This is a genomic window from Edaphobacter sp. 12200R-103 (assembly GCF_010093025.1).
GTDB lineage: Bacteria > Acidobacteriota > Terriglobia > Terriglobales > Acidobacteriaceae > Edaphobacter.
The window spans coordinates 825145-848325 of record NZ_CP048114.1 but is presented as its reverse complement, the minus strand read 5'-3'; the positions used below and the strand labels follow the sequence as shown (position 1 = coordinate 848325).

Below are 23181 nucleotides of genomic sequence, written 5' to 3'. Positions count from 1 at the left end.
CGAGCTGACGGCTCGCCCTTTCTCTTTCCTGTTCCCTAACCCTGAGTCTGGGACAGCAGTCGTCTCCATGTCTTCTGATTCCGGCGATAGCTCTTTTTAAGGTCCTCCAGGATCCGCTCGAAATCGGTATGCCCTGCAAGCCGTTTCCAAGCCGGATTCTTCGAAAACCACGGATAGTTCTCATTGCCCAGATAGATGGCCCGGCGAAGCCAGTGCAGCGCCTCGCTCTCGTCTCCATCTACGGCAAAGTAGGTAGCGAGCCGGTATGCCATCTCGCTGTCGGCCTCCGCCGCAGTCAGGGTCTCATCGATGATGAAGGTGGCAGCCTTTTCACGGTCGCCAAGCTGCACGTAGCAGAGAGCAATCGTGGGGAAGACGATCCGCACGGACTTCTCATCGCGAATGACGCCTTCCAGAGTCTGAATCGCGCCCTCCAGATCCCCGGTCCGCATCTGCTGATATCCCCTGGAGATTCGCAGGAGCGGCTGCCGGGGCTCCAGCGTAAGCCCCTTTTCGATTTCGTCGGCGGCCAGCTCCAGCTGGTTCTGGTACTGATACACGCGGGCGCGATGGTTGTAGATCATGGCCGCATTCGACGGATTCATCCGCAGCGACGCATTGAACTGCTCCAGCGCCTCCTCGTACATGCCATCGAAGCGGAGGGCAATGCCCGCGACCAGGCGTACATTCCAATCGTTCCCTGCCGTATTCAGCAGATGCTCGATGCCATGCCTCGCAGACTCCTTTTCGCCGCGAGAAAGAAGCATATATACGCGATACAAGTTGGCTTCAATCGATCCGGGATCGAGCTGCAGAGCGCGATCAAAGGCGCGCCTCGCCTCCAGCAGATGCATCTGTCCGCCCAACCCGTGACGCGTGTACTGCAGGTGCGTGATCCCCAGCCCTGACCATGCAGGAGCGAAGCTCTCGTTGGTCTTGACAACCGAATCGAAGATCTGCCGTGCGCGATCCAGGTCTTCCCGGCTGCCGGTCCGGGTCATGAACGAGGAAAGCAGGGCGCGCGCCTGCAGATATTCTTCTGAAACATCTTCCGAAAGCGACGGAGCGCGGTAGTTCTCCTTCGGGCTTCTCAGCCGGCCCACCCCCTGCAGCGTACTGAACACCTCATCGCAGATCTCGGTCTGCACACTGACCAGATCAAACGAGGCAACATTGATAGAGCCGCCCGCCCGCACACTCTGGCGAGCCACATCGAGCATCTGCCAGTTCAGGTCGAATCCCTTTTCCGAGCGCAGAAAATTTCCCGCCAGAACAAAGTCCACAAGAAGTTTTTTGCCTACGCTGAGAGGATCGAGCTGCTGGGTAGGAACCGATGCAAGCGAGCTCGAGGGTCGCACGACCAGCGAGGTGACGCGGGTAAGGCGCGTTGCAATGGCGTCGGCCAGAGCATACCCGTACATCGGAGCTACGTCGGCAGGCCCATAGTTATTGAATGGCAGCACGACGATGCTGTAGGTCTCCCGGGCGTTGGCCGAGGGACCGGACTCGCGGAACCGCTCCGCCAGCATCGAAAGAATACCGGTCGTGCGCTTCTCCTCTTCCGGAGTCTCCAGCGCGCGATGCCCCTGCGAGTGCAGCGAGAGCGACTCTCCTCCCGGCATCAGGACCGTATCCAGCTGCATCGAACGCATAACTGTCTTCAGCGACTCGCGAATATCCGCAGCCGACGCAAACCGGGCCGCCGGCTGCTTCTCCAGACATCGCAGGATGACGCTCTCAAGCTCCACCGGAAGACTGGGATTGATCTCCCGGATCGCCGGAGGATCGGCAAATTGCGTTGCCCGGATCGTCTGGAAATCAGGCGCGTCGGGCCGATGGAAGGGGTGGCGGCCGGTCGCCAGCTCGTAAAGGACCAGTCCGAGCGCAAAGATGTCGGACTGTACGGAGGACTGCCCGGTGACAAACTGCTCCGGAGCCATATAAGCGATTGTCCCCCCACGCGCTGTGTAGGTCGCTCCCAGCGGAGGCAGAGAGCGTGGATCCGATGGGCCGGATGGATCGAAGTCCGTCTGATCGAGAGAGAGGCGGCGGGCCAGGCCGAAGTCCAGAATCTTGATCAGTCCACCGTCGGTCAGCATGACATTGGCAGGCTTGAGGTCGCGATGGAAGATCCCCAGCGAATGCGCCGCGGAAAGACCGTCAGCGATCTGGATTCCGGCCGATAGAACCAGCTGCAGGCTCGAAGCGCCTTCCGCGATGATCTTATCGAGCGATTTGCCCGGGATGAACTGCATCACGATGTAGGCCTCTTCCGGATCACCCTGCTCGGCCGGCGTCTCGCCCACCTCGTAGATCGCGCAGACGTTGGGATGATCGATAGCCGAAGCCAGCCTGGCTTCGCGAAGCTGCGTCGCCCGCATCTGCTCGATCGTCAGGTTTCCGCGCCGAAGCAGCTTGATGACGACGGGCCGCTGAAGAAGCGTGTCGTTGGCGAGAAACACAACGCCGCTTCCACCCGCGCCAATCTTGCGGATGAGCTCATACTGCCGGATAATGCGCCGCTTCATACGCTCATTATCGCAAGTGAATGCATAGGAAAATCCTCGGTGATGGAAGAACGTGCCGGAATCGGCCCTGTCATTCCCGGATAGGATCGATCACCTACGTACGCGGAAGCTTGTTTTTGCGCTCCCAGGGCCTGGGATTCATGGGATCGTCGTGCCACTTCTGCCGTCGACCTACGACGTACATCACCAGGCCGAAGAGGAACATGATCGCGCCCCACGCAAGATTCAGGTTCACATCGAGCGACCGGGCGTAGATGGCAGAATGACGCGTCACGAAGCCATAAAGGGTCATGATTCCTCCAATGACCAGGAAGATCAGACCGAGCGGGATACGGATGTCGAGTCCCATGAATCAAGCTCCTCCAGCAGGATATCTAAGTCGCCGCCGTCTCACGGCTAAGCGAAGATTAGGTTGAGAACGATCAACATGGCCAATACGCCATAGGCCAGCGTCGAGGGCTTCTGGTACCACTCCAGATGGGTTTCCACCGGCTTGGGGGTCAGCGAATAGACCAGACCTACGAGCTCCTGCTCTTCTCGCGGTCGTGTCACAAGGCTGACAGCAACCGTCACCACCAGGTTGACCGAGAACGCAAAGATCGCCGTCCAGAAGTTCTGCGCCATGTCGCTCGGATATTGATGAATGACCGAGATCCAGCCACCGTGGATTCCTGTGGCAGCGCCGATGGGAAGCGTGAGACCGTGGTGAACCAGAGCGGCTGCAGTACCGGCAAGCAGGCCGGTAAAGGCTGCATGGCCGGTCGTGCGCTTCCAGAACATTCCCAGCAGGAACGTGGCGAACAGCGGAGCATTCACGAAAGAGAAGACCAGCTGCAGCGCATCCATAATGTTGTTGAAGTTGGTCACGGCATAGGCAGCGGCAATGGAGAGCAGTATCCCCCCGATCGTTGCCATCCTGCCCATCCACAGATAGTGTGCGTCCGACGCCTTCTTGTTGATGTAGGCCTGGTAGATATCGTAGGTCCACACCGTGTTGAATGCCGTCACGTTGCCCGCCATTCCCGACATAAAGCTGGCAAGTAGAGCCGTCAATCCCAGCCCGAGGATGCCCGTCGGAAAGTAGTACAGAAGCAGAACCGGGATGGCGAGATCGTAGTTATACACCGGCTGGCCGCTGCTATCGAGCACTGGCTTACCGTTCATCGGATTCATCTTCAGAGGCACGATTCCGTGAGGATGCTTATCCACCAGCGGCACCTCCGCTGTTTTTCCTGATGGCGACGTCGCCGAGGGTGCGCTCAACGACTGGGAGGATTCAAGAACAGTCCGCCCCGCCGTGATCGCTTTTGGCACCACGCTGACGGCAATCAGTCCAGGCAAGATCACCAGAAACGGAAAGAACATCTTGGGGATCGCCGCAATCAGCGGAACGCGCCGGGCAGACACCTCTGAGTCAGCTGCCATCGCGCGCTGGATCACCAGAAAGTCAGTGCACCAGTAGCCGAAACTCAGCACAAAACCCAATCCCATCGAAAGGCCGATCCATTCCACCCCCAGTGTGTTGGTGTTGGCATGCGTCATGCCCCTCCAGGAGTGCGTCATCGCCGCGGGAAGCGTGTGCTTGATTCCCTGCCAGCCGCCGACGTTTCGCAACCCGATCCAGACCAGAGGCGCGAAGCCCGCCACGATCAGGAAAAACTGCAGCACTTCGTTATAAATGGCGCTCGAAAGGCCGCCAAGAAAGATGTAAGCCAGAACAATAATGGCCGAGACAAAGACCGACACATGGAAGATGTAGCGGTCGGGAATGATGCCGTGGAAGAGCCCCAGGGTCTGGATCAGCAGCGCCATCGCATACATCGAGATGCCCGAAGAGAGCACCGTCATGATCGCGAAGGAAAATGCGTTCACAGCGCGGGTCTTCTCATCAAAGCGCATCCGCAGATACTCGGGAACGGAGCGCGCCTTCGACCCGTAATAGAACGGCATCATGAAGATACCTACGAAGATCATCGCCGGAATAGCGCCAATCCAGTAGAAGTGGCTGGTATTGATGCCGTACTTCGCTCCCGAAGCACCCATGCCGATAACTTCCTGGGCGCCGAGGTTCGCCGATATAAAAGCGAGTCCGCACACCCAGGCCGGAATCGATCGTCCTGCCAGAAAAAAATCGTTAGAGGTGCGCATGTAGCGCTTCAGGGCAAATCCGATGCCCAGAACGAAGATGAAATAGACCAGCATGATCAGCCAGTCGATGATGGAAAGGTTCACGGGCTTCCCTTTTGATTCTGCGGGGTTTCTGCTCTCGGCAACTTTAAATCCTTAACCCGCGGGCGTCCAGCGAAACGGCGCCGCCCGGCGTTTGAAGGCGACAGTGATAAGAATCTACCAACTCGACGGAAAATTTTGGACAGTTTCAGTAAACCCAAAGCCGCAAACAGGCATCTTCTTCCGATAGAGTTTGGAGCCCCACATTCAGCGCGGGCCGAGAGTCTATGTTTTTTGGCAAGTTTGGTCGATGAAAGAACTGGATACCTTACGGATCACTTTTCTTCGTCGCAACGTGTTCTTCTATAAGAAGAGAGATACATGATCCGGCAGGACCTTTTCTGTTTCTGTCGAGTTTTCTCCGGGGCAGCAGTAGATGCAATCCAAGACGATTCTTCTGGTCGACGACAACGCAGTCCAGGCAATGATTCGGCGAACCATCCTGGAACGAAACGGTTACGCGACAATAACGGTCCTTCAACCCGCGCGAGCCCTCGACCACCTTCGTAACAGCGACTCTCCTTCGAGCATTGATCTCGTCATCACCGATCACATCATGCCGGGGATGAGCGGAAGTACCTTCTCCAGAGAAGTCCGAGGCCTGCGGCCCACGATTCCGATTCTGGTCATCAGTGGAATGGAAGACGCCTACCTCGAATACGAAGGGCTGAATGTTGAGTTCCGCGCCAAGCCGCTGCAGCCCGAGATTCTGCTCCAGTCCGTGCAGCAGTTGATCGGCATCCCGGAACCATCCGTAAGTTCAAGCGTTTTAGCGGCTGTAATCGCCTGAAAATGCTTGAATCTGCGCGATAACCGCCAGCTTTCCCCGCCCATCATTGCTCGATAGGCAACCCCTTGAGACAATGGGGAGAGGAATTCATGCCAACCCACCCCATGCCTGAGTTCGGCAGCTTCGCCTTGCTGCTGGCCCTTGTTCTCAGTACATACACGCTGGTCATGGGTGCCGTCGCTCTGTGGCGCTCCCGGTCTCAGTCAGGAATAGTCGCCGGAGGCAGCGGGGCCGGAAGACTGGGAGAGACGGCCCGTCGGGCCGGTATCGCCAGCTTCATCGCGCTCAGCTGCGCCGCCTTCGCGCTGGTGTGGGCTGCATTCACCAACGACTACTCCGTCAGCTACATCCTGCACCACACCAACCGCGATCTCAATACGGCATATAAGTTCTCAGCCCTGTGGAGCGGTCAGGAAGGCTCTCTTCTGCTGTGGGCATGGCTGCTCAGCGGTTACGGCTTCGTGCTCCGCATCCGGCACAAGATCGATGTTCGCCTCTCGGCCTTTGCCTCTACCATCCTTGCGGGGATCCAGGTCTTCTTCCTGCTGCTGCTCAACTTTGCCGCGCCACCCTTCGCCATTCAGCCTGGCCCCGTCTCGCCGGACGGCTTCGGTCTCAATCCTCTGCTGCAGTACCCGGAGATGGTCATTCACCCTCCCATGCTGTACCTGGGGTACGTCGGCTTCTCGGTTCCCTTCGCCTTCGCCCTGGGCGCACTGATGATGCGGTATCCCGGCGAAAAATGGATCCATATCACCCGCCGCTGGACCATGGTCACCTGGCTCTTCCTTACCTGTGGCATCTTCCTCGGAGCACACTGGGCCTATAGCGTGCTCGGCTGGGGCGGCTACTGGGGATGGGACCCGGTCGAGAACGCCAGCCTGATGCCGTGGCTCACCGGCACCGCCTTCCTGCACTCGGTCATGATGCAGGAGAAGCGCGGCATGATGAAGGCCTGGAACGTCTGGCTGATCTTTTCGACCTTCCTGCTGACGATTCTCGGTACCCTGCTGACGCGTTCCGGACTTGTAAGCAGTGTCCATGCATTCGCACAGTCCTCCATCGGAAACTGGTTCTACGGTTTTATCCTCGTCGTCTTCGCGGTCTGCCTCTTCACCTTCTTCAAGCAGAAGGATCATCTGAAGAGTGAAAACCGCCTGGAATCGCTGGTCAGCCGCGAGTCGAGCTTTCTCTTCAATAACCTCATTCTGCTGACAGCCTGCTTCACCGTTCTGTGGGGAACGCTCTTCCCGGTCCTTAGTGAGTATGTACAGGGCTCCAAGGTGACAGTAGGCGCACCGTTCTATAACCGCGTTAACCTTCCCATCGGAATCTTCCTGCTCTTCCTGACCGGCATCGGTCCCCTGCTGGCATGGCGCTCCACTTCGCTGCGCTCGATTCGTCGCAACTTCGTTCTCCCCTGCATCGCAATGGCCGTTACCTTTGCCGTAGTGATCGCGTGCGGCGTGCGGCCCTGGAGCGCCGGCGATGATGCCCGGTCCGAGACCTTCTCTCTCATCACCTTTACCCTGGCCTCCGGCGTCATCACCGCCATCGCAGCCGAGTTCCTGCGCGGAGCCGGTGTTGTCAGCACGCAGACCGGCAAAAATCTTCTGGCTTCCGTCATTCTTCTGACACGCCGGAACACCCGTCGTTATGGCGGATACATCGTCCACTTCGGCATCGTTGTCATGTTCATCGGAATCGCCGGCGGAGCCTTCAATCAGTCGCACGAGCAGGAGATGGGCTTCGGCGACAGCCTGACAATCGGGAATTACAAACTCGTCTGTCAGAGCTTCACCCAGGACACGAACCCCAACTACGACACGGAATACGCCCTTCTGGACGTCTACAAGGGATCGAAGAAGGTCACCCAGCTTGCTCCGGAGCGCCGCTTCTACAACGCGAGCCAGACCACCTCGACCATGGTCGCGCTGCGCTCCACGCTGGCCGAAGACCTTTACGTCATCTATGAAGGTAAGAATCCCGAAACCGACAAGCCCATCATCAAGGTCTTCATCAATCCTCTGATGAACTGGATCTGGATCGGCGTCCTCATCGTCGTCCTGGGAACCTTCCTCGCCCTTGTCCCCAATCTCACGCGCGTTCCCGCCGAGGCGCGGGTAGCTGTTCCCCTGCCGGTTCAGGAGGCTGAGGTTCACCATGTTTAGCCGCCTCACAGTCCGGCGCTGGCTCCAGAGCGCTACCGTCTGCCTGTTGCTCCTGGTCATGCTGGGTGCGGCAGACTCAAGCTCGCGCTTTGGCCGCCTGGGTCACGAGATGGTCTGCGTCTGTGGCTGCGGACAGATCCTGCTGGAGTGCAATCACGTCGGCTGCCCGGACTCGGACCGCATGATCGGAGAGCTTCGACAGCAGCTGGCCTCCGGAAGCTCCGATACAGCCACGCTGAATTGGTTCGCTGCAAAATATGGGCCTACCGTTCTAGCCGCGCCCATCCGGGGAGGATTCGACAACGTTGCCTGGATCACCCCGCTGGCCGTCTTCCTGCTCGCAACCGCCGGTACCGGCGTCCTGATTACCATCTGGCGGAAGCGCACCAACCGGCAGATGATCGCCGCAGGAATGCCCATGGCGCCGCCGCCAATGGACGACGATCTGCGGGCACGCATTCGCAAGGAGACAGAGTACTGATGGGAGCCATTGCTGGAATCGTCCTTACCCTTGGCCTGTTCGTGTTTATCTTCTGGCCCGAGAAAAACATCTTCTTCCAGGCCGATAAGACTCGCATCGACTATCTGCGTGAGCGGAAAGACGTGATCTACGACAACCTTCGCGACCTGAACTTCGAGTATCTTGCAGGCAAGTACCCCGAACAGGACTACGCAGAACAAAGAGCTTCCCTGGAAGACGAGGCCGCCCAGGTCCTCGCCGAGATGGAAGCTCTGGAACAACGCGGAATGGGCGCCCGCGGGCGCGCCTGAATTCACATCATCTTTGGAACGTAGGCTTAAAACTGTGATCAGCTCATCTTCTTCCATTCGACGCCTCATGGCGGTCTTCGCCGTGACCCTTGCCTTCTCCGGAGCAGCTCTGGCCGATTCCATCACGGGGACTGTTACCAACAAGACCAACAATAAGCCCGCTGCCGGAGACGAGGTCGTCCTCATCCGCCTTGCCCAGGGGATGCAGGAGTCCACTCATACCAAGACGGACTCGAAGGGAAACTTCTCCATCGACCTTCCCGACTCCGGGATGCACCTGATCCGCGTCACGCATGACAAGGCAAACTACTTCCGTCCGGCGCCTCCAGGAACGCAGTCGATTGAGATGGACGTCTATGACGCAGCCCCCAAGGTCAAGGGCGTCACCGCCGAGGCCGATGTAATGCGCCTCCAGACGGATGAGAGCGGAAAGTCCCTGCGCGTGGTAGAGCACTTCTTCGTCAAAAACGACTCCAATCCACCGAAGACCCAGTTCGGCGACCGTCCTTTTGAGTTTTATCTTCCTCACGGAGCCATCATCGAAGGATCAGCCGCACTGGCTCCCGGTGGCATGCCGGTACAGGCATCCCCGACACCTCTCGGCGACCCCGATCACTACACCTTCGTCTTCCCCATCCGCCCCGGAGAAACGCAATTTCAGATCACCTACAGACTGCCCTATGACGGCAGTCTGAAGTTGTCGCCCAAGCCCTCCATGCTCTTCGACACCGTAGCGATCATGATGCCGAAGAGCATGACCTTTCAGGCAGAGCCGGGAGCAATCTACGCTCCTGTAACCGAAGAGACCTCGGCACAGACCTACGTTGCACGCAACGTCTCTCCCTCTCATCAGATCGGGTTTACCGTTTCGGGAACCGGTCAGCTTCCACGAGATAATGCCGCCGCAACCGCAGGATCGAACGGCCAGCCCGGCCCGGCTGGTGGCCAGTCCGCAGAAGGTTCCGCAGCGAGCGATACCCGTCCCGGAGGCGGCCTGGGCAATCCGCTGGACCCATCCGGCAAAGACGACCCCTGGTCGAAGTACAAGTGGTGGATCATTGGTGCGCTCGGCCTTGCAATGGCAGCCGGAGCCGGGATCATGCTCAAGAACCACCCGCAGGACGCAATCCCTGTCCCTGCAGCGCCATTAGCAGGCTCTTCGCCGCTGGCAACAACGGTTCCCACAGCGCCTTCGAACCTCCTCGCCACCCTGAAAGAGGAGCTCTTCGCTATCGAAACCGACCGTCTGGAGGGGCGGTTGAACGAAGAGGAGTACTCTGAGCAGAAGGCGGCTCTCGAAGTCGTGCTGCGGCGCGCGCTCGCCCGCAGAGAGACTTCATCGGCATCCGCGTCTAAAGCAACAGAGGTCAATCCTCTGCGAGGCTGAGATGAATACACTGAAGTCGACATTCCTTCTGGCGCTGCTGACCATCTTTCTGGTCTTCATCGGAAGCTACTTCGGTGGCCGGAACGGGATGGTCTTCGCCTTTATCCTCTCTGTTGCTTTCAACTTCGGCGCGTATTTCTTTTCGGATAAGCTGGCGCTCTCGATGTACCGCGCACAACCAGTCACACGGGAGCAGCTTCCCCGCGTGTACCAGGTCGTGGAACGGCTCTCCGCAAAACAGGGCCTGCCCATGCCCAGCGTCTACGTGATTCCCAGTGAAAGCCCCAACGCATTCGCCACAGGACGAAATCCGCAGCATGCCTCTGTGGCCGTCACCCACGGCATTCTGAACCTGCTGGATGACGAAGAACTGGAAGGCGTACTGGCCCACGAGTTGGGTCACGTCCGCAATCGCGACATCCTGACCAGTTCCATCGCCGCTACGCTCGCCGGAGCCATCACCATGCTGGCGCGGATGGGCTACTGGGCCTCGCTCTTCGGCGGCTACGGCAATCGCGACGACCGAGACCGCGGCGGCGGCTTAACCGGCCTGCTCATGCTGATTCTTGCGCCCATCGCGGCGACTCTTATTCAGCTGGCCATCTCGCGCTCGCGGGAGTACGAGGCCGATGCGACGGGGGCAAAAGAGACGGGCAACCCCTACGCGCTAGCGCGCGCGCTGCAGAAGCTCGACAACTACTCACGACGCATTCCTTTGCAGGCTTCCCCTTCAACGGCGCATCTATTTATAGTGGCTCCCTTATTGGGAAGCGGAGGATTTGCGAACCTGTTTTCGACACATCCTCCAATCAAGGATCGTATACACCGGCTGATTGGGAGGGATCTGGTCTAGTGTTTGAAAAAATTCTTCGGGCTTCAAGACTGCTTGCCATGACCGCATGGGTGGGCGGCATTGCCTTTTTCGCTTTTGTCGTTGCGCCTGTGGCGTTCACCCACCTTCCCACTGCGCACGAAGCTGGTCTGGTGGTCGGAGCGAGCATCCGAATCCTTCATCAGATCGGGCTCATCGGCGGAGGCATCTTCTGCCTCGCGACCATCACCCTCTGGTTCCGCGCCGAAGTGCCTGCGCGGGTCGGCTTTGCCATAGAGATGGTACTCGCCCTGGTGATGCTCAGCGTCACTGCGTTCTCGCAGTACCGAATCCTCCCTGCGATGGAGCAGGACCGGATCGCGGCGGGCGGTGACATTGCGGTCGCAGATATCACCTCGCCGGCGCGCGTCCATTTCGAACGCCTCCACGCCTGGTCCGAACGACTTGAGGGCCTCGTTCTGCTCTGCGGGATCGGCGTGATCCTCGTCCTGGCTCGCGAGTCCCAGTGGCCGGAGACAGGTAAAATCAAAACCATATGAATCCTGGACCCATTGCGATTCGAGCGTGCGTGCTCGAAGGCTGTCCTGTGAAAGGCCGCGGAGAGAGTCTTCCCGCCTGGAACGGATAGCCGGATGCCATCATCATCGCTCTGGTTGAGCCTTACGCTTGGAGCCGTCGCCGGACTTGCGGACTACCTTGGCGGCTTACTGCTCGTTCGCCGTTCGCCCTCGGCGCGTGCACTGCGATACTTCGTCGCCCTCGGCGCCGGCTTCATGCTGGCTGCTGCCGTGCTGGAGATGATTCCCGAAGGAATTGGTCTCAGCCCACGCTGGGCACCCATTCTGGTTTTGGCCGGATACTGCGGCGTTCACCTGCTGGAGCACACCCTTGTCCCCCATTTCCATTTCGGTGAGGAGACGCATCATCATGAATTCCTCTCTGCCAAGACCAGCTACTCGGTGCTGCTCGGACTCGCGGCTCATACCTTCTTCGACGGCATAGCCATCGGATCGGGTTTCGTCCTCTCCCACTGGCTGGGCTGGGTCATCTTTATCGCCGTCTTTCTGCACAAGCTTCCGGAAGGATTCACCGTCGCCAGCGTCATGCTCGCCAGCGGCCGCGGAAAGGTGGCTGCACTGAACTCCGCCATGGCTCTGGGAGCCACCACTCTGCTGGGAGTTCTCGTAATCAACCTCAGACCGCACTGGGTGCACGCCGGACTTCCCCTCTCCGCAGGAGTGACCATCTATGTCGCAGCAACCGACCTTGTGCCCGAGATCAACCGCGAACCCGGCATCCGCATGGCGCTGATCTTCTTTGTCGGCGTGGCCGTCTTCTTTCTTCTGAAGTTGCTAAGTCCGCTTTAGGGCTATCTGCCTATATCTGAAGTCGGATCGCGGTCGCCCCCAAGATGCATGATGACGGTGGAATAGGATATGCAGCCGATTCGTCATATACCCTCCCAGCAGTCCCCCATGGGGGGCATCCGGAACAAAGCTTCTCGTGGCCTTATCGCGAGAAGCGGAGTCGAAGGATCTGCGGTCTGCTGGCCTCGGCAACAATCCCAAACCCAGATCCTTCGGGCTTCGGGCTTCGCTCAGGATGACACCTCGGGGAAGCGTTGGAGGCAACGCTTATATGTGGATATCGCTGCTAACTCGCAGTCTGCACGATAAGGGTCACATCGGCCGTGTGCCTTACCTGTTCCCCATTCGCCCCAACCGTAGTGCCGGTCACAGTGACAGTGTAAGACCTCGTCGTTCCCGGAACATCCGTTCCCGAGCGAACACGATCTCCACAGCCGGTTGCAAACGGTAACAACAGTCCCACCAGAAGAACAAGCAGCCGAACCGGTATCCTCTTTTTTCTCATTAGCGGAAGAATACCCACCACAAGCAGCGCCAACACGACCGGCGAGTGTGAACCCGAACTCGCAGCCGTCTTCGGAGTGGCAACGGTCATCGTCACAGTCGTCGATGAGCGTCCCGGAACGACGCTGCCGGGATTGAATGACGCCGTCGCAAGATCAGGAAGGCCGGAAGCCGAAAGAGTCACCGGAGCCGAAAGATTTCCCTGCACATTCACAACAAACGAGAAGTTTGCCGAATCCCCGGAATTGATCGTCTGTGTGGTGGTGCTGCTCGCAGCCAGGTTGAAGTCCACCGAGCCGCTCGGTGGTGTATTCACCATAAACAACATCGTTGGGGATTGGCTCGGCACAAAGTTGCGATCCCCCGAGTAGGATGCGACAAGACTGTGTGGCCCAATCCCCAAAGACGATACGACAAAGCTCAGATCGCCCGAGGCATCCGGTGCTCCCGCGGCGAGCAGCGTCGCCCCCTCACTCAGGATCAATGTCCCTGTCGGATTGCCGGAAGCAGAAGGATCTACATGAACCTTCATTAAGACCGGCTGACCGGCATCCGCGCTGCTGGCCGTAACTAGTGAAGCAGTCGTGGCCGTCAGTGTTGTCGTGGTTGCAGCCCGCGTGATCGTAAGCGTGGGGGCCACCGGCAAGGCATAGTTCCCTGCCGCCGAACCGCGCAGCGTCACGGCGACCGGATACTCGCCCGCATCGGGCCGCACGGGGAGGTTCACCCCATAGGTGGCATCCACACCTGCCTGATCTGCCGGCAGAACTCCGCTCAGACTGCCCTTAAGCGATGGAAGAGGCTCTCCATAGCTGACCGACGCCGGCGAGACGATCGCCGTAAGGGGGCGATGGGCGACGGCCACGGTAAACTCCGCGCTGTCCACCGCCGCATGAAAGGTATCGCCGCTATACTGAGCCACCAGGGTGTGGGCTCCCGACGCCAGCGTGGCAAGATCGAAGTCCGCCGTACCCTGGGTGAGCGTCTGTTGTGCAATAACAGAGTTTCCCACACTCCGATCGATCAATCGCACACTGCCAATCGCAGTCGTTGCTGACCGAACCGCCGCCCTCAGCGATCCTGAGCCGTAGACCATCCCAGCGTCGCCGGAAAACTCGACCGTAACCGGAGCCAGGCTGCCCGGTCCGACAATCGTCTGGACGATTCCCGTCGAAACCTGGCGGACTCTGCTGTTGGCCCCATCCGCAAAAACCAGATTTCCTGAAGGGGAGACGGTCGTCGCCCGGGGACTGTCCAGAGACGCAGATGGAGGAGCACCTCCATCTCCTCCAAAACCCTGCGTATCGTCTCCAGCGAACGTCGTTATGGTGCCCGTGATTCCGTCGATGCGGCGGATACGGTGGTTTTCGCGGTCCGCAACGAAGACATTCCCCTGCAAATCGACGGAAACTCCTCGCGGTAGAGCAAGTCTCCCCTGTATCGCAGGCCCCGCATCTCCGGATGCCCCAGCTGCCCCGGTTCCCGCCAAGGTGGTAATCACCCGTGTGGTGGCATCGATCCGGCGAACGCGATGATTGTGGCTATCTGCTATGTAGAGGTTTCCACCTGCATCTACGGCGATTCCCTGCGGAGAATCCAGCAGCGCCGCTGCAGCGGCTCCCTGGTCTCCGCCATAGCCCTGCACGCCGTCCCCAGCCACGGTGGTGATGACCCCTGTGACCGCATCGATCCGGCGGATGCTGTGGCTTCCCGCATCGGCGAGAAACAGATTCCCCTGGGCATCCAGCGCCAGTGCAACCGGGCGGTCGAGCGTGGAAACGGTTGCAGAGCCCCCGTCTCCTGACGATCCCGCCGTTGAGCCTCCTGCAATGGTGGTGATGACGCCCGTACCCAGGTCGACTCTACGGATACGGTGATTGTGGGTGTCAGCGATATAGAGATTATTTCCATAGACAGCGACGCCCTCGGGGGAATCGAGAAGCGCCGAGCTCGCGACTACACCATCGCCTTCGTAACCCTGAACACCCGTCCCTGCTATCGTGCTGATTCGGCCCAGCGGATCGACCCTGCGAATCGCATGATGCGCCGTCTCTGCGATGTACAGGTTTCCATCGGCGTCGAACGTGACCGCAGACGGAAGAAGAACAGGAGAGCCGATTGCAGGCTGCTGCGCGTTTGTAACCACAGAAAGCCAGACGAGCAGCAAGATGGCCGCCAGCCAAGACATCCTGTGATGACGTACAAGGTTGCTCTCAAGGTCCATGAACGCTTGCATCGAGCTTAAATGAGAGATGCTACCCGCCCCATACCATTTCAGGGGGATAGCATCTCTTCAACTTCGGGTTTCTGTAAAACAGGTGCCGCTACTCTGCCACCGTCCGGTTGCGCAGCGCTCCAAGCTTTTCGATCGTGACCACCATCTCTTCTCCCGGCTTCAGCCACCGCTGCGGCGTGCGCCCCAGTCCTACGCCTTCGGGAGTTCCTGTACTGATCACATCCCCCGCCTCAAGCGGCGTCATAGTCGAGATGTACTCGATCAGCGCCGGAATCTTGAAGATCAGATCGCTGGTATTCGAGTTCTGCAGGGTCTCACCATTGATCGCAAGCGCGATACTCAGCTTGTGGGGATCGCCCACCTCATCGGCCGAAACGATCGCAGGCCCCAGTGGAGTAAACGTCGGAAATGATTTGCCCAGCGTCCACTGCGAAGTGGCTAGCTGGATGTCGCGCGCGCTGACGTCGTTCACGATCGTGTAACCGTAGACATACTGCTCCCAGTCCGCAGCAGCGATCTGGTAGCCGGCTTTGCCGATCACCACCCCCAACTCCGCCTCGTAGTCCGGCTGGCTGCTCACCTTGGGCAGAATGACGTCAACATCCGGCCCTACAACCGAACTTGAGAGCTTCATGAAGACTGTCGGAACCTTCGGGACCGTCATCTTCGACTCTTCCGCATGGCGGGCATAGTTCAGACCCACTCCAAAAACGCGCGGCGGCCGCAGCGGAGCACGCAGGGTCACATCGGACAAAGCGACGCGAGGAACCCTATCCAGCTTTTCCGCGATCTCTGCCTGCGCACGCGCTCCCCCTTCGAGAATGGACAGTACGCTGGGATATCCCAGGCTCGTCAGGTCGGCAACTTCATCCCCGATCAGGACACCCGGCGTCGGAACATCGCGGCTCAAAAGTGCCGAAGAACTTTGCGCAGGGACGTCTCTCCCTGAAAACGTGACCAGCTTCATGCTTTCGCGCTCCATGCTTCGCCCTGGGGATAGGCGAAGCGGTTAAGAGATTCTTCCCGAATCTCGATACTGTATCCCGGTTCTGTCGGCATCATGTAGTAACCGCTTTGAATGCGGACGGGGGTTACGAAATGTTCATGCAAATGATCGACAAATTCGATGACTCTGTCCTCCATCGTGGCCGAGACGGAAAGATAATCGAACATCGAAAGATGCTGAACATACTCACATAGCCCTACGCCACCCGCATGAGGACAGACCGGAGTGCCAAACTTCTTTGCCAACAGAAGTATAGCGATATTCTCGTTCACCCCGCCCACGCGACAGCTGTCCAATTGCAGAACGTCCAGCCCCCCGGCCTGCAGAAACTGCTTGAACATAACGCGGTTATGGCAATGTTCGCCTGTGGCAATGCGTACCTCCGGAACCTCGCGCCGAAGGCGCGCGTGCCCGAGGATGTCATCCGGACTCGTCGGCTCTTCCATCCACCAGGGCTTCAACTCCGCCAACTGGCGAGTACGCTCGATTGCTTCCAACACCCCCCACTTCTGGTTCGCATCGACCATCAGCTTCCTGGTCCAGCCGATCTCTTCCCGAACAATCCTTCCCCTGCGAAGATCCTCCTCGGGATCGCCGCCAACCTTCAGTTTGAAATGGGTCCACCCCTCCTCAAGTGCTTCATGGCACAGGCGGCGAATCTTCTCCTCCGAATATCCGAACCACCCTACCGAGGTCGTGTATGCCGGATAACCCGTCTTGCGCAGATGTTCAAGTCGCTCGACCTTACCGTCGCGGGCGCTTTCGAGAAGCTCCTTTGCTTCGGCGGGAGTGAGAGCATCATCGATGTAGCGGAAGTCCACGGCTTTCAGCAGCTGGCAGGGTTCCATCTCCGACAGAAGCTGCCAGAGGGGCTTCTTCTCAGCCCGAGCATAGAGGTCCCACACAGCATTGATCAGGGCTGCGGTCGCCAGATGGATGACGCCCTTCTCCGGGCCCAGCCAGCGAAACTGGGTGTCATCCGTCATTTGACGGGAAAAAGCGCAGAAGTCCTCTGTGATGGAGGAGAGGGAGCGTTTGACGACATAACGTGACAGGTAGACAGCGGCTTGCACGACCAGATCCGTGCCGCGCCCCAGTGTGAAGGAGAGCCCGTGTCCCGTAAGCCCAGTATTCGTCTCCAGAATGCAATAGGCCGCGGAGTAATCCGGGTCTTTATTGACGGCGTCCGAACCGATATGCTCGCGCGAGGTGGGAAACCGCAGATCGATAACGCGGACACCAGTAATCAAAATCTCGTTCAAGGTTTCGACGTTCCCTTCTTTCGTATATGGCTTCAGATCGTGCTTACGCGGCAGTCCATCCGCCATCGATCGGAATCACGGCACCATTGATAAATTCGGCTTCCTTCGAGCACAGATACCGGACCAGCGAGGCGATGTCTTCCGGCGTACCCAGGCGCCCGATAGGCTGGCGAGCTACCAGCTCGGCGCGAACCTTCTCTTTCTCATGGGCGTGGTACCTGTCGAGATAGCCCTCGACAAACGGTGTCTGCACTGTTCCCGGCGCGATGCAATTGATTCGCAACTCTTTGGGATAATCCACGGCAATCTGCCGTGTCATCGCCTGAACTGCGCCCTTGCTGGCGCAGTAGGCAAACCTCTGCTTTACCCCTACAGAGCCGGCAACTGAGCCAATATTGACGATCGACCCGCGAGAGGCAAGCAGCAGCGACAACGCAGCCTTCGTCACCAGGAAGACGCTATGAACGTTGACGCGCATCACGCGGTCGAAGTCCTCCTCAGCCGTGCGCGAGATGTCCCCCACCAGTCCAATGCCGGCGTTGTTCACAAGGATGTCGAGCTTCTGGATTCCAGAGAATGCTGCTGCAATTGACTCCGCATTCGTCACATCCATTTTGACGGCGCGCGCGCCGGGAACTTCAGTCGCCAGCGATTCTGCTGCGGCGAGATCGATGTCCGCAATAACGACCTGAGCCCCGGCGCGTGCAAGCTCACGTATTGTCGCTGCGCCAATGCCGCTTGCGCCACCCGTTACGAGCGCAATCTTATTTTCCAAATAAAAAGGATTACTCATATATTGAAATACCACCATTCAAAGCATACCCTTTTCCCCAGCTGGAAGCCTAGAGTGTATTCACCTATGTCTCAAATTTCGGTTGCATTCACTCAGTAATGCATCCCTGACGGTCGATTCGGGATGAGGCAATCATTGCAGTTTTTAAGAGGTGTCATCCTGAGCGAAGCTTCTCATGGCCTCGCGAGAGCGTAGTCGAAGCATTGCAGCCTTTTGGCTCAGCTACCATCCCACACCGCAGATCCTTCGACTATGCGCTGGCGCGCTCCGTTCAGGATGACACTTTCGGCAAAGTATCGGAGGAAGCGGCCTTCCACCACGTTCCTCCTTTGCGAAGCTTGCTTCGCTGCGGCCTAATCAACATGATGAAGACACCCGAAGCTCAGATTGGGCCGGGAAGACAAAGGAGAATCGATGCGACGTTACTGCCTAGCTCTGGACCTGAAGGATGATGAGACTGCGATCGCCGAGTACAAGAGGTATCACCGGAAGATATGGCCGGAGATCAGGGACAGCATCTTCGCGGCAGGCATTCTCGACATGGAGATCTATCTGCTGGGTAGGCGGCTCTTCATGATCATGGAGGTGGCTGACGACTTCTCGTTCGCGGTCAAAGCTGCTGCGGATGAGGCGAATCCAAAGGTGCAGGAGTGGGAGGCCCTAATGGAGAGATTTCAGCAGGCTCTGCCCGAGTCAAAGCCGGGACAAAAGTGGGTCCTGATGGAACGCATCTTCAGCCTGCAGGAACAGCACGATTCCAGGACTGCCTGACGGAGCGACGTTGGGCGTAAGTATTCGAACTTTATGCATTTCCATCTCTGTTGCAGACTGATATGGTGATCAGCACAGGGAATTGAACGGGAGGCGATGGCCGTCTTTTTGAACGGACGATACAGCGCAGAAACGCAATCACCTGGATCTATCTCGATGAAGGACTCGAAAGGCTGAAGTCTCTTCGGCTGCGACTGCCTGAGAGGTTCGCCGCGTTTCAATATCTGATTGCCTATGACCCATCACGCTCCCGGCTCGTCTGCTGCGTCTTCTCCCGTTGGCCTGAAGGCTAACTACAATCGCTTCCTTCTCCTGGTGGCGGGGCTTGGCGGTCTGTTGTACGGCGTTGATGTTGGCATCATCGGTGGTGCACTGCCTTATCTGGAGGCCACCTCTGGACTCACGGCAAGCCAACTCTCCATCATCGTGGCTGCGGTGTTGCTGGGGAGTGTTATCTCAACTCTCTTTGCCGGATTGCTGGCGGACTGGATGGGACGCAAGGCGTTGATGGTCGTCAGTGGCCTGACCTTCGTGCTTAGCATCCCCATGATCGCCGTCGCCCACGGGTATGGGCCGCTATTCTTTGGCCGTCTCCTGCAGGGCATCAGCGGTGGCTTGATCGGTGTTGTCGTACCGCTCTATCTCGCGGAGTGCCTTCCAGCCAGCACCCGCGGCAAAGGAACCGCGGTCTTTCAATGGCTGCTGACGCTGGGAATCGTCTCCGCCGCTCTGATCGGTATCTACTATAGCTATCGCGTTGAGGCAGTCGCCCGCCTCTCAGATGCGGCCACGGTCTTCTCCTTCAAAGATCAGGCATGGAGGCGCATCTTCTGGGTCTCATTGCCTCCTGGACTCTTCTTTGTTCTCGGCAGCCTGTTTGTCGCTGAATCGCCCCGTTGGCTGCTGCTCCGGGGCCGCCGCGAGAAGGCTCTCGCTTCCCTGCTTCGCTCACGTGAGCCAGCCCAGGCCGAGATCGAGATGGAGGAGATCGAGCGCACCGTCGTGGCGAAGGCGAAGGAGAGCACTGGCAGCGCGGTTAAGGAATCTCTTCTGCGCAGGAAGTATGTCGTCCCCTTCCTGCTAGCCTGCATCATTCTCTTCTGCAATACGGCGACAGGCGTCAATTCGATCATCGGGTACAACACCGCGATCCTGCTGCAGAGCGGCCTCTCGGACCTGCAGGCTCACTGGGGATACGTGATCTTCACCATCGTCAACTTCGTGATGACGATCGGCGGCATGTCACTGATCGACCGCAAGGGCCGCAAGTTCCTCTTCATTCTGGGGACCTCGGGGATTATCGTCTCCCTGATCGGCGTAGGCGTGCTGTTCCTCGGGACGGAGAAGCTGAGCCAGGACTGCCGCGATGCCGTGCAGGCACGCATCACGCCCGATCAGACCCTGAAGCTCACGTTCACTCCGGCGGAGGCGCAGCGCCTGCTCGAATCGACCGGCAAGGCGGGTGCGATTGACAGTCAGCGCGCCTCGCTGGCCGTCATCTACTCTTATGGCGACTTTACTGCAGCGACAAGCTTTGTGCGCTCTGACGATGCAAGCGCCGCGCCCATCCAGATCGATCGTGCGAGCGCCGTTCCCACCAACAAGGTGGAGGCCTTCTTCAAAAATCCATTCGGAAATCTTGAGGCTGCTCAGACTGCTCCGCTCAGGATCGACCGCGCCGTAATCGGCCGGGTTCCTGAGTCGAGCCATGGGTGGATGGTAGCGATCGGGCTTTATCTCTTCATGTCGTTCTATGCGGTTGGTCCCGGTGTGGGAGTCTGGCTTGCGCTCTCAGAGCTGATGCCGACACGCATCCGCTCAAATGGCATGAGCATTGCTCTCGTGATCAACCAGCTGGTTTCGACGACGCTGGCGGGAATCTTCCTTCCCGTGGTCAGCAAACACGGCTATTCGTTTATGTTCTTCCTCTTCGCCGGATTCACCGTGATCTACTTTGTCGTGGTTACTTTCTTCCTGCCGGAGACAAAAGGTAAGACTCTCGAAGAAATTGAACAGTATTTCGAAGGCAGCCGGGCCTGATGCTATTTTTCCGAGTGGCATAAAAGTAGTTGTAAAACGAGTTACATACAACTTTCGTCACGCCGCTTATACTCTATCGAGAGTATATTGGCTTCGGTGATTTCGAACCTCAGGGAGATGAATGCATGCACGCTATAACCCGAAATCTGGCAACAACGTTCGCTCTGACGACTCTCTTTATAGTGGGAGGATGCAAGAGCTCGACGCCAGCAGCTCCGGCGAATGAAGCAAGCTCCCAGGCAGCTCCCGCTGCACCCCCGCCGGCGGCTCCTGCAGCTACTCCGGCTACGGCCCCCGCTTCTCCGGCAGCAGCTGCGGCGGCTCCAACACCCGCTCCGGCACCGGCACGTCGCGAAGCTGCTCCGGCGCCTGCGCCAGAACCCGTAAGGCTGACGGTTCCAAGCGGGACACGTGTTCCGGTTGTTATGTCTCAGACCATCAGCGCCAAGGCGAACAACGTAGGCGATTCGTTCAGCGGCGAACTGTCCTCTGCCTTGAGCACTTCCTCCGGCAAGGTTGTGTTCCCCAGGGGGACCCAGGTAGAAGGAACCGTTGTCGCCGCGAAAGGCCGTGGCAGATTTAAGGGCGAGGGCGATCTGGCGATCCAGCTGAGTTCGATCGGCGGGCATGAAGTGACAAGCAGCTCTTATCTTCGTCAGGAAAAAGGCAAGGGCAAGAGGACCGCTGGAATCATCGGCGGCGGCGCAGGCGTAGGTGCGCTGATTGGTGGTCTGGCCGGTGGCGGCAAGGGTGCTCTGATCGGTGGTCTGGCTGGTGCAGGAGCAGGCACCGCAGGCGCGGGTCTGACCGGTAACAAGGACATCGTCATCCCGGCAGAGTCCGTCGTAACGTTCACTCTGCAGTCTGCGCTTACGGTGAGTAAATAAGGTCGCGAGAACTTTGAATCAGCGAAGAGGCGTCCGAAGGGGACGCCTCTTCGCTTTTCCCCTTCTTACAGCCAGTAGACTGAATATCTATGCGTTTGAACCCTGTCTTTCTGTTATCCGCTACCGATGCGGCTCATTTTCCTGCCGAGCCAAAGACCCACGGACGGCCGGAGGTTGCGTTTCTCGGGCGCTCGAATGTGGGAAAATCTTCGCTCATAAATGCGTTGCTCGGCTCGAAGGAGGCGCGCGTCTCATCCACTCCGGGACGAACACGGGCGATTAACTTCTTTGCGCTCCACGAAGTGGCAGGAGGAAAGCAGAAGGCGGTTCCGTCGATCATCTTCGCGGACCTGCCCGGATATGGGTACGCGAAGATCTCAAAGTCAATCTCCGCCGAATGGCCGAAGTTCATCGAGCCATACCTGGGCGAGCGTGAGACGCTGGCGCTGTGCATCTGTCTGATCGATACCAACATTCCTCCGCAGACAAGCGATCAACAGCTGATCACCTATCTGAAGCAGGTCCAGCGACCGTTCGTCGTTGTCGGAACCAAGGCAGACCGGATTTCGAAGAATGTCCTCATGAAAAACCTGGCGGCGCTGAAGCGTGAGCATGAGATCGAGGAGATTCTTCCCGTCTCATCGAAGACGGGCGCCGGGATTCCTGCGTTGTGGGAGCGCATTCAGTCTGCAGCGGAGTGACCCTCCCCTCAACGGAACGGCAATTCGAATCTCCTCTGTTTGCCTGGCTTAGCATCCGATGCTTGACAGCCCTGCAGACAGCTTTTCCTCCTCCTGCGGGGAGAGCCAGAGGCATCGTTGCGGGGGCCGCTCACGCTGGAGGACCCGAGAAGCCGCCTCGATCCAGCGACGTCGCAGGCGATCCTCCGGCGGAAGCACCGTGAGAGCGACGGTATCGAAGCGGCGGAGCTGCGCCGCAGACTGAAAGAAAAAGGTTCGCATCGTCCATGAGCGGCTGGCGAGCAGGGGCTTGAGGATCGATGCCTCCTGCCGGAACCCGGTGTGAGGTGGATTCGCTGAGTCGTGCACAAAGTCCACCAGTTCGGCCCCGAGGGAGTGAAACTGCTCTGCAGCGCTCATGATCTTCGCTTCGGGAGCGAGAAAGCTGGAGAACAGCTGCGGTGCGAGTCCTCTTGCGAGGATTTCGTCGAGGGTTTCGATCGGAGATGCGTTCAGGGCGACAGAGAGGGGGGAACGCTTGCGAACCTCGTTCTTCATGGCGCGAATAGCTTCATCGAGGGAATGGACGACAAAGTCGACTGCGCCGGACCGAACGACATCGCGAATGTGATCGGGATTGCGGTCAATAGAGAGAGAGACTGCTCCAGCGATGTTGGAGGCGATGGGAAGTGCGGTTCCGGCGGATGAGAGTCCGAGAGAGAGGACAAAGGCTCCTCCCCAGTCGGAGCGAAGCTGGAGGAGCGTGGTACAGGCTCGCAGGGCGCTGGCCTGAAGGGATTCGCCAGAGGGATGAGAGGTCATTCGAGTTGATGGTATCGCAGTGTATCTAACTCAAGCCGTATCTACGGACAGGCGATCCTCTGCGGCATTTCGACGTATTCGTTTCCCGGGCTTGCCCGATCTGAA

The 23181-nt window shown here is 58.6% G+C and carries 20 protein-coding genes; 12 read left to right on the top strand and 8 right to left on the bottom strand.

Annotated features, from left to right (window positions below):
- Window positions 1-35: 35 nt before the first annotated feature.
- The 3 genes from GWR55_RS03500 to GWR55_RS03490 form a co-directional block, all read right to left on the bottom strand.
- Window positions 36-2528, bottom strand: a complete 2493-nt coding sequence (locus GWR55_RS03500; RefSeq protein ID WP_162401020.1) for a protein kinase — start codon at window positions 2526-2528, stop codon at window positions 36-38.
- A gap of 94 nt (window positions 2529-2622) precedes the next feature.
- Complete coding sequence (locus GWR55_RS03495; RefSeq protein WP_162401019.1) at window positions 2623-2877, bottom strand: hypothetical protein; 255 nt, start codon at window positions 2875-2877, stop codon at window positions 2623-2625.
- Between the two features lie 47 nt (window positions 2878-2924).
- A complete protein-coding gene (locus tag GWR55_RS03490; protein ID WP_162401018.1) occupies window positions 2925-4760 on the bottom strand; it encodes a sodium:solute symporter family protein in 1836 nt (611 codons plus the stop codon).
- 373 nt (window positions 4761-5133) lie between these two features.
- Between GWR55_RS03490 and GWR55_RS03485 the strand changes: the two genes are divergently transcribed.
- From GWR55_RS03485 to GWR55_RS03450, 8 genes are all read left to right on the top strand, one after another.
- Window positions 5134-5547 (top strand): response regulator, encoded by a 414-nt coding sequence (locus GWR55_RS03485; protein WP_162401017.1) that lies wholly within the window; start codon window positions 5134-5136, stop codon window positions 5545-5547.
- An 89-nt stretch (window positions 5548-5636) separates the two neighbouring features.
- Window positions 5637-7718 carry a heme lyase CcmF/NrfE family subunit gene (locus GWR55_RS03480; RefSeq protein ID WP_238398616.1) on the top strand — a complete coding sequence of 694 codons (2082 nt, stop codon included), beginning with the start codon at window positions 5637-5639 and terminating at the stop codon, window positions 7716-7718.
- Window positions 7711-8199 carry a cytochrome c-type biogenesis protein CcmH gene (locus tag GWR55_RS03475; protein ID WP_162401016.1) on the top strand — a complete coding sequence of 163 codons (489 nt, stop codon included), beginning with the start codon at window positions 7711-7713 and terminating at the stop codon, window positions 8197-8199. Before GWR55_RS03480 ends, GWR55_RS03475 begins: the two co-directional genes overlap by 8 nt.
- On the top strand, window positions 8199-8489 hold the full coding sequence (locus GWR55_RS03470) for a hypothetical protein (protein WP_162401015.1): 291 nt from the start codon (window positions 8199-8201) through the stop codon (window positions 8487-8489). Before GWR55_RS03475 ends, GWR55_RS03470 begins: the two co-directional genes overlap by 1 nt.
- Before the next feature lie 34 nt (window positions 8490-8523).
- On the top strand, window positions 8524-9876 hold the full coding sequence (locus tag GWR55_RS03465; protein WP_238398615.1) for a carboxypeptidase-like regulatory domain-containing protein: 1353 nt from the start codon (window positions 8524-8526) through the stop codon (window positions 9874-9876).
- 1 nt (window position 9877) lies between these two features.
- The gene (locus GWR55_RS03460; RefSeq protein ID WP_162401014.1) at window positions 9878-10729 is read left to right on the top strand and encodes a zinc metalloprotease HtpX; all 852 of its coding nucleotides are present in this window, start codon (window positions 9878-9880) and stop codon (window positions 10727-10729) included.
- Window positions 10730-10767: 38 nt separating this feature from the next.
- Entirely contained in the window at window positions 10768-11247 is a 480-nt protein-coding gene (locus GWR55_RS03455) for a DUF4149 domain-containing protein (RefSeq protein ID WP_162401013.1), read from the top strand.
- 93 nt (window positions 11248-11340) lie between these two features.
- Complete coding sequence (locus GWR55_RS03450) at window positions 11341-12075, top strand: ZIP family metal transporter (protein ID WP_162401012.1); 735 nt, start codon at window positions 11341-11343, stop codon at window positions 12073-12075.
- 286 nt (window positions 12076-12361) lie between these two features.
- On the opposite strand, the gene GWR55_RS03445 is transcribed toward GWR55_RS03450, so the two are convergent.
- From GWR55_RS03445 to GWR55_RS03430, 4 genes are all read right to left on the bottom strand, one after another.
- Complete coding sequence (locus GWR55_RS03445; RefSeq protein ID WP_162401011.1) at window positions 12362-14815, bottom strand: Ig-like domain repeat protein; 2454 nt, start codon at window positions 14813-14815, stop codon at window positions 12362-12364.
- A gap of 88 nt (window positions 14816-14903) precedes the next feature.
- On the bottom strand, window positions 14904-15782 hold the full coding sequence (locus GWR55_RS03440) for a fumarylacetoacetate hydrolase family protein (protein WP_162401010.1): 879 nt from the start codon (window positions 15780-15782) through the stop codon (window positions 14904-14906).
- Window positions 15779-17083: an enolase C-terminal domain-like protein gene (locus GWR55_RS03435; RefSeq protein WP_162403740.1), complete on the bottom strand. Its 1305-nt coding sequence runs from the start codon at window positions 17081-17083 to the stop codon at window positions 15779-15781. The genes GWR55_RS03440 and GWR55_RS03435 overlap by 4 nt, the downstream gene beginning before the upstream one ends.
- Window positions 17084-17126: 43 nt before the next feature.
- The gene (locus GWR55_RS03430; RefSeq protein ID WP_238398614.1) at window positions 17127-17858 is read right to left on the bottom strand and encodes an SDR family NAD(P)-dependent oxidoreductase; all 732 of its coding nucleotides are present in this window, start codon (window positions 17856-17858) and stop codon (window positions 17127-17129) included.
- Window positions 17859-18290: 432 nt separating this feature from the next.
- Here GWR55_RS03430 and GWR55_RS03425 point away from each other — a divergent pair, with 432 nt between their 5' ends.
- The 4 genes from GWR55_RS03425 (at window position 18291) to yihA (ending at window position 22275) form a co-directional block, all read left to right on the top strand.
- Complete coding sequence (locus GWR55_RS03425; RefSeq protein WP_162401008.1) at window positions 18291-18647, top strand: L-rhamnose mutarotase; 357 nt, start codon at window positions 18291-18293, stop codon at window positions 18645-18647.
- A 234-nt stretch (window positions 18648-18881) separates the two neighbouring features.
- Window positions 18882-20687, top strand: a complete 1806-nt coding sequence (locus GWR55_RS03420; RefSeq protein WP_162403739.1) for an MFS transporter — start codon at window positions 18882-18884, stop codon at window positions 20685-20687.
- A gap of 125 nt (window positions 20688-20812) precedes the next feature.
- Window positions 20813-21574, top strand: coding sequence for a hypothetical protein (locus GWR55_RS03415; protein ID WP_162401007.1), 762 nt, complete (start codon window positions 20813-20815; stop codon window positions 21572-21574).
- 89 nt (window positions 21575-21663) lie between these two features.
- A complete protein-coding gene (gene yihA, locus GWR55_RS03410) occupies window positions 21664-22275 on the top strand; it encodes a ribosome biogenesis GTP-binding protein YihA/YsxC (RefSeq protein ID WP_162401006.1) in 612 nt (203 codons plus the stop codon).
- 48 nt (window positions 22276-22323) lie between these two features.
- On the opposite strand, the gene GWR55_RS03405 is transcribed toward yihA, so the two are convergent.
- A complete protein-coding gene (locus GWR55_RS03405; protein ID WP_162401005.1) occupies window positions 22324-23076 on the bottom strand; it encodes a hypothetical protein in 753 nt (250 codons plus the stop codon).
- Window positions 23077-23181 lie beyond the last annotated feature (105 nt).